Genomic DNA, 11,134 nt, shown 5'->3' with positions numbered 1-11,134 from the left:
ACTGAGGGCAAGGTTCACCTCGTCCACGGTCGCGCCCGCCTGCCGAACCCGCGCGGTGCCCTCGTCGATGACAAGCCCGGTCTGTCGAACCCGCGCGGCCGCCTCGTCGAAGATCTTCCCAAGCTTGAACAACACGTAGCAGCCGAACAGGACGAGCACGGAGAACGCCCCCGCCGCGATCAGTCCCGCGATCGCACCACCGGACATGTGTGCTCCGCCTCCGCTGTCATGGGCCGTAGCCCAGCCATATCGTCATAATCAAGCACTATTGTCGTAATCCAGTAATATCGGCGTAACCCAACAGTACCGGCGCCCGGACGCGGTACCCGACAGCATCGGGGCACCGGCTCACGGCCATCCGGTGGATGTTCATCCATTACCGGCCGTACCACCGACGTCCGCCAGAGCCTCCCTGGTGGGCTCCTGCCGTGGTCACGGTCGGTGGACCGGCCGGGAACGCCCGAGGCTGGGGCGTTCCTGGAGCGACCCTACCGAGCGCGACCAGCTTCGTGGCCACTCGCCCCTGACGGCTCGTCCACATCGCCGTGGGCGGCGGCCGGATGACCGGCGCCTCGCAGGGTGGCACGCAGGAACGCCAGCCGCTGCGAGGCACGCGATTCGAACCCGTTCCCGCTCGGCTGGTAGTAGTCGCGAGCCACCAACGAGTCGGGCGCATACTGCTGGCCGACCACGCCACCGGGGTGGTCGTGGGGATACCGGTAGCCCCCGCCATGGCCCAGCCGACCCGCACCCGGGTAGTGCCCGTCGCGAAGATGGACGGGCACCGGGCCGGCACGCCCCGCCCGGACATCGGCCACAGCCGCGTCGACGGCCCGGATGACAGCGTTGGACTTCGGTGCCAGCGCGAGATGGATCACGGCCTGGGCCAGCGCAAGCCGTGCCTCGGGCAGGCCCACCGTCTCCAGGGCCGCCGCCGCGGCCACCGCCACGCCCAGTGCGCCGGGCTCAGCCAGTCCCACGTCCTCACTGGCCAAGATGATCAACCTGCGGGCGATGAAACGAGGGTCCTCCCCCGCTTCCAGCATCCGGGCCAGGTAGTGCAGGGCTGCGTCGACATCCCCGCCACGGATGGACTTGATGAACGCGCTCGCCACGTCATAGTGCTGGTCACCGGCCCGGTCGTAGCTGACCGCGGCTCTGTTCACCGCTTGCTCGACAGTTGCGAGGTCGACGCGGGCGGGGGCATCCGCCCCCAGCGCCCCCAGCGCCGCGAGCGCGGCGTCGCCGGCGGCCTGCAGCGCGGTCAGGACACGTCGGGCGTCGCCGCCGGCCAGGCGCAGCAGGTGATCGACCGCGTCATCGTCCAACGCGAGTCGGCCACCATAACCACGAGGGTCGGCGAGCGCCCGGTTGATCAGGATGAGGAGATCGCCGTCGGTGAGCGGCTCCAGCGTGAGCAGTAGCGACCGGGACAGCAGCGGTGCCACCACCGCGAAGAACGGATTCTCGGTGGTGGCGGCGACCAGCGTGACCAAGCCGTTCTCCACCGCGGGCAACAGTGCATCCTGCTGGGTCCTGGTGAAACGGTGGACCTCGTCGATGAACAGCACCGTCCGCACACCGGACATCGCCAGCGCGTCACGCGCCTCGTCGATCGCCGCCCGCACATCCTTCACCCCGGCCGTGACCGCCGACAACTCACGGAACCGGCGCCCACCGGAACCCGCAATGACGTGGGCCAGGGTTGTCTTGCCGGTACCCGGCGGCCCCCACAGCAGGACCGAGGTCGTACCGCCGCCCTCGGCCAGGCGCCGCAGCGGGCTGCCCGGCCCGAGCAGGTGACGTTGCCCGACGACATCATCGAGGGTGCGGGGGCGCAGCCGGGCCGCGAGCGGACCCGACGGCGCGAGGGCCTGCTCGAGCCCGCCATCGAACAGGTTCACCCGCCTACCGTATGACCGCCCGCGCGGATGTCGTGCTGCCGGCTGTGCCGGAGCCGCGCTCTCACAGTCGCGTTCTCACAGTCGCGTTCTCACAGTCGCGTGACGCGGTCACGGCGGTGTCCCCGCCGCCCGATGCCACCTGTCCGGCCGAACACGTCCACCGGCGGGCCTTCCACTGAGGGTGACAGCGGGCCTCCCGCCAAGGGTGCAGCCTGGCCGTGGACCTCGGCCGCACGAGTGAAGACGTCCGTCTCGCTGACCCCGCCCAGGGCCGAGAAGATGACTATCGCCAGGATGGAGAAGGTCAGGACGCACACGGCGAGGCTCAACGTGATCGGGTCGACGCCATCACCGAGCTGCGTCACCCCGGACGTGACGGCGACCCGGGTGGCGGCCATGCCCGTGTAGTGCATGCCGCAGACGGCTGCCGCCATCACCACCGACGCGGCCAACACGTGGTTGCGGCTACGTACCCGAAAGGCGATCCACAGCGCGGCCAGCGCCGCAACCACGGCTATCACAACCGAGAGCGCGACGAGCGTCGGGTCGTAGGTGACGGTGCTGCCGGTCTGCATCGCGGCCATGCCCGTGTAGTGCATCGCCGCGACACCGAGACCGGCGATGAGCCCGCCGAAACCCAGTCGAGCCACGCTGCGGGGATTCGTTGCGACGACCATCAGGCCGATTCCCGACACCGCCACCGCGATGACGAGGGAGAGCGCGGTCAGGCCCAGGTCGTAGGTGATGTCCATCCCCTCGACGTGATACGCGACCATGCCCATGAAGTGCATCGCCCAGATTGCGCCGCCGCCGAGAGACAAGGCGGCGGACGCGACCCAGCGTCGCCGCACGGCGGCCCCGCTCTCGGGAATGCGTAACGCGCTCACCAGCGCGGCAAACGAACCCATCAGCGCCAGACCGACGGACACGCAGACGAACAGCAGGTCGTAGTCGGCCGTGTGATGCGCTGCCGCCGCAAGACCCATGAGATTCTCCCAACCGATGCCAAAAATGCCTCGTTTGTCTCATTTTTAGCACACCTAGGTATGAACCTGGTCGTGCCGAAGCGTGCCGGCCGGTGGATACCCGGTCGACGGGACGGAGCCGTAACGGTTCCGGTGGCCTTCATCGATACTTACCGACCGGCCGGCAATCCCCTGACCTGCGGCCGGCAACAGGGGCGGGCGCTCCAGGTGGTCAGCAGTCCCAAGTGATCGTGTAGTGACGGACGAGGCCGTCGAGCTCCGGCGAAATCTCCATGATTATCTGGCATACCCGATCGACCGCGCGTGGCGCGAGCGCATTGTAGATCTCACCGAAAACCTGATGTGCCTCACCGCGCGGCCAGCGCGCCGGCAGCAGGTCCAGCGGCAGGTCGGGATCAAGACTTGGGAACCGTCGCCACGCGTCCATCACGGCGGTACGGGCAACCAGCGACTCGGACGGGCCCACCTCGCCCAGTCTGATCCGCCCCAGCAGGGGCGTATGGACGACAATGAACTCCTCATAGCGGGACCGCAGGTCGCGCAGATCCCACGCCTCGATCGGCAGCCGGGGGCCGATGATCCCGGTTTCGGCGGTGGCCGTCACGATGGTCGCCTGGGAAACGTCGAGTTCCGCGAACATTCGGAAGGCCGCATCCGCGACCGACCGGGGCGTCACCCACATGCCGTCGTACAATGGGGCGAAACCCAGCCAACGCAGTTTGTTCCGGACGGCATGGCGCACATCACGCTGCTCTTCCGGAATGGAGAAGGCGGCCACCGTCCAGTGGCCGTCCCAGGGCGTGTGGCACTGCCCGAACGACAGAATGCGCCCGGCGCCCTCCCGCAGGGCGTCGGCTGCCTGGCCGGTCAGGCCGTAGTACGTGTTGCGGCCGATCCGCGAGGAATCCAGCAGACCTCGCCGGGCGAGTCGGCTCAGTGCGGCACGCGCGCCAACTGTGGAGACACCGAAGTCCGCCAGCAGATGCACAAGGGCCGCGGACGGTATGTGCTCCTTACGTCCGTTCCAGTAGTCGCCGAGAAGCGTCGTGAGGAGGCGCTGCGGTTGGACGCCGCTCTGCAGGCGAGGTAGGTCGACTTCTGACGAGCGGTCGCGGGTGACGACGGACACGGATGTTGTCACGAAAGATGATTTTACGAGCATGTCCACACCGGTCCCAACGGCTCCGCCGAGGCCACCTGCCGACATTCGCCTGCCCACCGACGTCCATCCACCCGTCGACGCCTGTTCGCCCGTCGACGTTCGCCGGCCGGGCACAATTCGCCGGCCGGCCACGACGGGAACTCACGGTTCACCTCGGCCGCGGGTACTCGATCCGCGTGGCACCCGCCCACGCGGGCTGAGCCGCGCCCACTGCCCCGCCCAGGCCGCGACCGGTTCGAGAGCACCTTGCAGGCGACGTCCGTGCACGGTGAGCCGATAGTCACCAGCCTCGTCTACTTCTACGATCCCGGCCTCGCGCAGTTCCCGCAGCCGTTGCGACAACTGGGCCTGCGGAGCCGCCAAGCGCAGTGCGAGTGAACGGAATGTAGCCGGAGCCTCCCGCAGCTGCCAGAAGATCCCCAACGCGTGCCGGCGGGCCAACAGGTCAATCACATGGGCCAACGCGGCGACCTGCTCAGACGGACCATCCGGCCCGGCGCCGCTGTGCGAGCCGCTGTGCGAGCCGTCACGGAAGCCGTCGCGGGAGCCGTCGCGGGAGCCGTTGGGTGCCATCTGCTGACACAGGACCGCCGGAGATCAGGAGGTGTGCACAGCGCCAGAGCCGTTCGCACTGTGCGCGCCGACCGTGCCGGCGAAGGCGCCGGTCGTCGGTGGGCGACTGCCTCGACCCGTGACTCCACCCACCGTCTGGCGGACCTTGTCGACGAGCCCACCGGCCTGGGCCGAAACGACGCCGGCCGCGCTCTGTACCTCCGGACGCTCCCGGAGCGAGCGCGCCTGACGCATGATCACGTCATAGCGCTCCCGACCCGCACGCGCGCCGAGTAGGTAGCCGAGCCCGAGACCGACAACGAAACCGGGCCTGACGTACATGGTGCCTCCCGCTGGTTCCAAGGGCCTGAAAAGGCGCGGAAACTGGATGATCGCACCTCGTTGGCCCGGGTGGGTTCCGGGGGCCTCCAAAGGCGCGCCAAGCGAATGACCGCGCCTCTGCCGCCCGGGCCGGACGACGATCGGCAGGATGCCGCCTGCCCGCCTGCCGCCTGCGTGCCGCCTGCCCGCCGGTCGGTGGGCAGCGCTGCGCCCGCTGACCGACCTCGGGATTCCTACCCCGTCGACCGGTCTGCGCGAACCTCAGGTACCCTTGCCAAGTCAGGTGCTCGGGACCGTGGTCCGGAGCATCGCGGTCCCGCGTAGCTCAATTGGCAGAGCGTCCGGCTGTTAACCGGCAGGTTACAGGTTCGAGTCCTGTCGCGGGAGCGCTATTTGAGTATGTCGCTGCGCATCGGTCAGGTGCGGGCCTGTCGCGCCGCGCCAGGCGCAACCGCACGCATCACCTCGTCAGCGGGGTCGCCCCACCCGATCCCGACGATGACGACCGTGGTGGCGCCGGCGTCCACGTAGCGTTGGATCCCAGCCCGGCACTGCTCGGGCGTGCCATGGACGATCAGCTGGTCGACGACCTCGTCCGGGATCGCAGCGACCGCGCCACGCCGGTCACCCGCCGCCCACGCATCCCACATCGGTGTGAGCAGTTTCTCCCGCCCCAACCAGCGCTGGTAGGCGGCGTAGACCTCCACGTTGAGATATGCGGCGATCATTCGCCGGGCGTCGGTGCGCAGCCGGTCGGGGTCCGGATTGGTCGAGACGAAGACCTTGCAGACGATTTCCCTGTCCGGACCGACCTCGGCGCGCACGGTGTCACGCAGGTCGTCCGCGGACAGCCAGTTGAGGATGACGCCGTCGGCCTCGCGCGACGCCATCCGCAGCATCCCCGGCCGCAGCGCGGCGACCAGGAGTGCCGGTGGCACCTGTGGGACCACTCCGAGGCGGAAACCGCGCACGGTGAAGGTGTCGAACGCCGCGTCGACCCGCTCACCCGCGAACGCCTGCCGCAGGAAGCGGACCATGTCGCGGGTGTGGCGGTAGGGCTCGGTGAACGGGATGCCGTTCCAGCCCTCGACGATGGGCTTGGATGACGCTCCGATGCCGAGCGCGAACCGGCCGGGTGCGGCTTCGGCGAGCGTGGCCGCGGTGGTGGCCAACAGCGCCGGCCCGCGGGTGAAGACAGGCAGAATCGCCGTTCCCAGCCGCGCGGTCGGCACCCAGCACGAGGTGAGTGCCAACGGGATGATTCCGTCGGTAGTGTCGGCCTCGGCGGACCAGAAATCGGTGTAGCCGAGTTCGGACAGTTCCACGAACAGTTCACGACTGGCGGACAGCGGCACGTCGAGGACCGGAAGATGAACGCCGTAACGGGCCGCACCCGCCGCACCACGACCATCCATACCGCTACTTTCCGTCATTGATCGAAGACCTCCGAGCGAAGTAACGAGGGAGCCATGCCATTCGTCAGCGGCGGTGTTGTCGTCGAAGAGATCGACGAGGTGAGTTGGCGGGTCCTGGAGGCGGTCGTGTATCAGGGCAACGAGCAGCTGTTCACTGTCGAGAAGGGCTTCGTCACCGACTTCGCGTCGGTACCGCAAATCTTCACCTGGCTGATACCCAGGTATGGACGGTACACCAAGGCAGCCATCCTCCATGACTGGCTTTGGGGACTGGCCGACCGTGGCGGCATCGAACGCGCAGACGCGGACGGAATCTTCCGGCGCGCGATGCGGGAACTGGACGTGTCCTTCTTACGGCGCTGGCTCATGTGGGGAGCGGTCAGGCTCGCCGCTGTCCGCAAGTCAGGACTTTCCACCCTGTGGCACCCCGGGTTCGGTCAGTTCGCCGCGTTCGTCGCGGTCCTGGTTCCCGGCTTTCTCTTCGTGCTCGTACCCGGACTCGTCGTCCTGGCCGCGCTCGGCATCTTCTACGTCGCCGAATCCGTCACGTTCGTCCTGCTGAAGATCGGCGGAGGCCGGAAACCATCAGGAACCCCGGCAAAGAAGATCAACCGCCCGTCATTCCCCTGGACGTCGTCGTAGGGCCTGCGACCGGGCTGCCCGGGAATGGGCAGCCTGAGAATGGGCCGCCCGGGAACGCAGCGCGAGGGATCCGGCGAACAGCCCGACGGTGATGGCAAACTGGCCGAACCACCAGGGCGCCAGCACATGGTGACCAGATGTCGGGCACAGCGCCGACAGCAGGACGAGACCCGCGCTTGCATAGGTGGCCAGGCCGTACCCGGCGCGTCGGCCGGCGAGCAGCGTCACGACGGCGGCGAGCAGGACCAACAGGGTCACGTTGCCGACGGCGTTGATCCAGGCGGGCACAACCGGATCCGGGCCGTCCGGTATCGGCTCGATCGCCCCGGCGGTGAGGAAACCGACCACCATGACCAGAGCCCACAGCCGCGCCGTCGTGGGCCGCATGCCCAGGGCGCGCACCGCGGGTCGGCGGCGCCACCGCACCGCGACCGGCTGGCCGGCTGGCCGGCTGGCCGGCTGGCGGATCCCCGACTCGAGTACGTCCAGCGACTCGGGTACGTCCGCGGGTCGCGCGGCCCGGAACGCCTCCGCCTCGGTGTCGGTCACGGACGCACCTCGACGGGTCGTTATCGGTGCAGCCTCAGTTGTGATGGTCATATTCCTCAGGGTAGATCTGTTCATCCACGATCGCGAGCGCACCGCAGACATCAACTCATACAGCCGGACCGGCCGCATTCAGCTGCCGTACCGGGCGGCTACGTGGCGACTGAACAACCGCGTAACCGCCCCGGCGTCAGGCGTTGTGAGCCCCGCTCCGGGGGCTTACCTCAGCCGCTCATCCTGGTACCGTGCTGGCCGGACGGAGCGGGATCACCGGCACCCATCCCGTCCTCGACCTTGATAACGGTGAAGTTCTTGTCAAGCTTGACGGTGACGAGCGAGCCGTCGGCTTTCTTCATGTGTGCCTCGTACTCGGCGTCACCGGCGTCGGTTTCGACCCGGTACACCGTGCCGCCGGGAACGGTCTGCAGCGCCGCCGCACGCGCCTTCTCCGCGTCGGTGCCGGTCAACTGTTTCTCGTCACTGCGCACCGGCGTTTCCCCACCGGCCTGGCCTTTGGGCTGGTCCTGGGGCTGGCTCTGGGGCTGGCCCGCGGCGGTACCCGTGGTCGCGGGGGCGGTGGGGGTGGTGGAACTGCTGTCCGCCGCGGCCACCACCGCGGCAGGGGAGTTCTCCGTGGCAGCGGAGGCACTGGTTGTGCCGGCGAGCACACCGCCAGTGAGAGCCCCTGCCGTCACCAGACCCGCCGCCCAAGCGAGTCCCTTCTTACTTCTGGTCCGACCGGTCGTCTGATCGTCAGTCATGGTTGGCACGATCTCCTTGTCTCGTGGCCACCGGGCTGGCGGCCGCTACTGGTCACCTTCCGATCGGAACCTGTCGAGACGCTGGGCCGCGGCTGTGCTGCACCTGTCAGGCGGATCCCGCGGGCAGACGATCGCATCCGAGTCTCCGGCAGCGGATATGCTCGCCCCCGTCGGCGCCAGCCACCGATACGGTCGGTCTGACCGGTGCGGCGGTCACGGGGCGGTAGCTCAGTCGGTTAGAGCAGCGGACTCATAATCCGTCGGTCGTGGGTTCGAGTCCCACCCGCCCCACCCCCGTGACCTGGGCTTTCTCTGCCCCGGCACCCGCTCTGACCCCTCGGAAGGGTCCTGGTGTGCACGCTGGTGTGCACGAGCTTTCCGTGGAACTGCCGCGGCACGACGCTTGGCCGACTCCTGAGCCGTCGCCGGAGTCACCGCAGCGCCTCCCCCATCCGCGCCGCCGCATCCGTCCGCAGTTCGGGCGCTACATGGCTGTAGGTCCCGAGCGTCAGGCCGATCTGTGAATGGCCGAGGATCTCCATGGCGACCCGGGCCGGCACGCCCTGGGCGAGCAGGAGACTCGCCGCGGTATGCCGGGCGTCATGCAGCCGCGCGGCAGCCACACCGGCAGCCTTGGCAAGGGCCACTGCGCTTCGCGGTCGCAGTCGGCAGCGACAACGTCGGACCCGACACCATCGATCTGGTCCACGATGAGGTGACCCGCCTCGCCCGCGCCTACCCCGTGAGTCCCCTTTCGACGATCCTCGGCGATCTCGTTGACCTCCAGGAAGCCACGTTTCGACTGCTGGAGGCCCGGCAGGTCTCAGCAACCAATCGGAGCTTGTACCTGTTGGCCGGTGCGGTGTCCGGGATGCTCGCGAAGGCATCACACGACGTCGGGCAGCCACAAGCCGCGATGACGCAGGCCCGCACCGCTTACATCTGCGCGGACAACGCCGGGCATGACGGCCTCAAGATCTGGACCCGCGGACTCCAATCGATGATCGCCTACTGGGCCGGTCGTCACCGTGAAGCCGTGCAGTACGCCGAGTTGGGCGCCGAACCCGCGCAACGGGTCCATGGGACGGCCAAGACATGGCTTCTCGCCCAAGAGGCCCGGAGCTGGGCGGTACTCGGCGCCGCGGAGCAGGCCGAAAGCGCGATCATCCGTGCCGACGAGGCCCGGGAACGCATCGAGCCCGACGAGCTGGACGAGTTCGGCGGCATCCTGACCTTCACCCGACCGCGGCAGCTCTACTACGCCGCTGACGCCCGCATCTGGGTGGACGGCGGTTTCCTCCGCGCGGAGGAAACCGCCACCGAGGCGATCGCCGCCTACGAACACGCCACCGTCGACGAACGATCCTTCAGCGACGAGGCCGGAGCCCGCGCCGACCAGGCATTGGCCCGGCTCACCGGCGGGAACCTCGAAGGCGCAGTCGAGGCACTCCGCCCCGTCCTCGATCTGCCCGCCGACCAGCGCATCGCCGGGATCATCGCCAGCGCCAACCGGGTACACACCGCCCTACGTTCGGGACCGGCCGCGGAGACCACCGCGGCACGTGACCTTCAACAGGAGATCGAAGCGTTCTCCGCCGTCTCGGCCGCCGCCGCACTTCGATAAGGTCAGCCGGGTGTACCCGGTGCGGATCGACGGCGACGGCCTGTGCTTGCGAGAGTTCACCGAGGACGACATAGACGCGCTACTTGCCGTCTACGGCGACCCCACCGTCACCCGGCACATGAGCTTCGAGCCACGTAACCGCGGCCAGGTCGCCGCCACGATCGCGATGGCGATCCGGACATCCACCATCGAACCCCGGGTCGAATACTCCCTTGCCGTCGCGATCCCCGACACCCACCTGATGATCGGGTTCGGCCGGCTTGCCATCGACAGTGGCCACCCCGCCCAACGCAGCGCCCAAATCGGGTTCGCGCTCCGCGCCGATCAGTGGGGCCGCGGCTACGGCGCGGAAACGGTCCGGCTCCTGCACCGCCTCGGCTTTGCCGAACTCGGGATGCACCGCATCTGGGGTGCCCGCTCCCCCGACAACACCGTCTCCGACCGGCTCATGCGCAGACTCGGCATGATCGAAGAAGGACGTATCCGCGGACACGTCCTCGTCCGCGATGCCTGGCGTGACTCCATCGTCCATTCCATCCTCGAAGACGAATGGACACCCAGCACGCACACAGACGCCGCCAGTCAGAGCACCGTCACAACCTGACCGGCTACAGCACCGGCAAGACCGATCATAAGCCCGCGAGTTGCCGAATTATCCGGTTTTAGATCAAGGCGCGGCACGGGCCGCGCCGCGCGACGGCTGCGCGTGGCGCTGGCGCGCCATGCTCGCCGGGTGCGTCGCCAGCCCGCCACCGCGTCGAACCCAGCTCAGAAGCAACGAGCGAACCTGACGATACCGGGGTGAGCCGCGGGCACGCCGTTCGGGCTGAACGGCGCCGGATAGGCGAATCCATGCCGTACCGAGCGGCACGGATTCGCGATGCTGGTCCTGTTCCGTAATCCGGTTCACCAAACGCCCGAGCACGTTTCGGGATGCGCAGCCACGCGACCACCGGAGACCATTGCCGGGCACGCCAACGGCAGACGAAAAACGAGCGGGGGACACGCCATCTGGCAGCCGGGAGACAGCACCAGGTCGCTTCGCTCCCCGGGCAGCCCGACCCCTCACCCGCCATGATGAGACCGTCTGCGGTTACCGACAGCACAGTCAATCTTGATCGAGTGATGAAAAACCGTCACATCTATTTGTCAAGATCGGACAGATTGCGTCGGATCAGGACGACTGACGGGTGGTCGGGG

General features: G+C 68.3%; 12 protein-coding genes, 2 tRNA genes and 1 pseudogene. 5 read left to right on the top strand and 10 right to left on the bottom strand.

Annotated features, from left to right (window positions below):
• The 6 genes and pseudogenes from U9983_RS23580 to U9983_RS23555 form a co-directional block, all read right to left on the bottom strand.
• Window positions 1-207, bottom strand: a pseudogene (locus U9983_RS23580) (DUF948 domain-containing protein); the annotation flags it as partial.
• Window positions 208-488: 281 nt separating this feature from the next.
• Window positions 489-1,904, bottom strand: a complete 1,416-nt coding sequence (locus U9983_RS23575; protein ID WP_322756111.1) for a replication-associated recombination protein A — start codon at window positions 1,902-1,904, stop codon at window positions 489-491.
• 89 nt (window positions 1,905-1,993) lie between these two features.
• On the bottom strand, window positions 1,994-2,890 hold the full coding sequence (locus U9983_RS23570) for an MHYT domain-containing protein (protein WP_322756110.1): 897 nt from the start codon (window positions 2,888-2,890) through the stop codon (window positions 1,994-1,996).
• Window positions 2,891-3,101: 211 nt separating this feature from the next.
• Window positions 3,102-4,031: a PaaX family transcriptional regulator C-terminal domain-containing protein gene (locus U9983_RS23565; protein WP_322756109.1), complete on the bottom strand. Its 930-nt coding sequence runs from the start codon at window positions 4,029-4,031 to the stop codon at window positions 3,102-3,104.
• Window positions 4,032-4,193: 162 nt separating this feature from the next.
• The gene (locus U9983_RS23560) at window positions 4,194-4,625 is read right to left on the bottom strand and encodes a winged helix-turn-helix transcriptional regulator (RefSeq protein WP_322756108.1); all 432 of its coding nucleotides are present in this window, start codon (window positions 4,623-4,625) and stop codon (window positions 4,194-4,196) included.
• A gap of 24 nt (window positions 4,626-4,649) precedes the next feature.
• On the bottom strand, window positions 4,650-4,946 hold the full coding sequence (locus U9983_RS23555; RefSeq protein ID WP_322747550.1) for a hypothetical protein: 297 nt from the start codon (window positions 4,944-4,946) through the stop codon (window positions 4,650-4,652).
• Window positions 4,947-5,260: 314 nt separating this feature from the next.
• Between U9983_RS23555 and U9983_RS23550 the strand changes: the two genes are divergently transcribed.
• Window positions 5,261-5,333, top strand: a tRNA-Asn gene (locus U9983_RS23550).
• A 29-nt stretch (window positions 5,334-5,362) separates the two neighbouring features.
• Here the strand turns inward: U9983_RS23550 and U9983_RS23545 are convergent.
• Window positions 5,363-6,379: an LLM class F420-dependent oxidoreductase gene (locus U9983_RS23545; protein WP_322756107.1), complete on the bottom strand. Its 1,017-nt coding sequence runs from the start codon at window positions 6,377-6,379 to the stop codon at window positions 5,363-5,365.
• A gap of 36 nt (window positions 6,380-6,415) precedes the next feature.
• Between U9983_RS23545 and U9983_RS23540 the strand changes: the two genes are divergently transcribed.
• Window positions 6,416-7,003, top strand: coding sequence for a DUF1353 domain-containing protein (locus tag U9983_RS23540; protein ID WP_322756106.1), 588 nt, complete (start codon window positions 6,416-6,418; stop codon window positions 7,001-7,003).
• Here the strand turns inward: U9983_RS23540 and U9983_RS23535 are convergent.
• Both U9983_RS23535 and U9983_RS23530 read right to left on the bottom strand, forming a co-directional pair.
• Window positions 6,980-7,552: a hypothetical protein gene (locus tag U9983_RS23535; protein WP_322756105.1), complete on the bottom strand. Its 573-nt coding sequence runs from the start codon at window positions 7,550-7,552 to the stop codon at window positions 6,980-6,982. The genes U9983_RS23540 and U9983_RS23535 overlap by 24 nt on opposite strands.
• Window positions 7,553-7,773: 221 nt before the next feature.
• Window positions 7,774-8,310 (bottom strand): hypothetical protein, encoded by a 537-nt coding sequence (locus tag U9983_RS23530; protein WP_322756104.1) that lies wholly within the window; start codon window positions 8,308-8,310, stop codon window positions 7,774-7,776.
• Between the two features lie 217 nt (window positions 8,311-8,527).
• Here U9983_RS23530 and U9983_RS23525 point away from each other — a divergent pair.
• Window positions 8,528-8,601, top strand: a tRNA-Ile gene (locus U9983_RS23525).
• A gap of 140 nt (window positions 8,602-8,741) precedes the next feature.
• On the opposite strand, the gene U9983_RS23520 is transcribed toward U9983_RS23525, so the two are convergent.
• Entirely contained in the window at window positions 8,742-8,957 is a 216-nt protein-coding gene (locus U9983_RS23520; protein WP_416211502.1) for a tyrosine-type recombinase/integrase, read from the bottom strand.
• A 68-nt stretch (window positions 8,958-9,025) separates the two neighbouring features.
• Here U9983_RS23520 and U9983_RS23515 point away from each other — a divergent pair, with 68 nt between their 5' ends.
• A complete protein-coding gene (locus tag U9983_RS23515; protein WP_322756102.1) occupies window positions 9,026-9,934 on the top strand; it encodes a hypothetical protein in 909 nt (302 codons plus the stop codon).
• A 10-nt stretch (window positions 9,935-9,944) separates the two neighbouring features.
• Window positions 9,945-10,538 (top strand): GNAT family protein, encoded by a 594-nt coding sequence (locus U9983_RS23510; RefSeq protein WP_322756101.1) that lies wholly within the window; start codon window positions 9,945-9,947, stop codon window positions 10,536-10,538.
• Window positions 10,539-11,134 lie beyond the last annotated feature (596 nt).

Origin of the sequence: Protofrankia sp. Cas3, assembly GCF_963555955.1 — a bacterium.
Classification (GTDB): Bacteria; Actinomycetota; Actinomycetes; order Frankiales; family Frankiaceae; genus Protofrankia.
The sequence above is the reverse complement of the archived record's forward strand: the minus strand, read 5'-3'. Positions and strand labels throughout refer to the sequence as shown.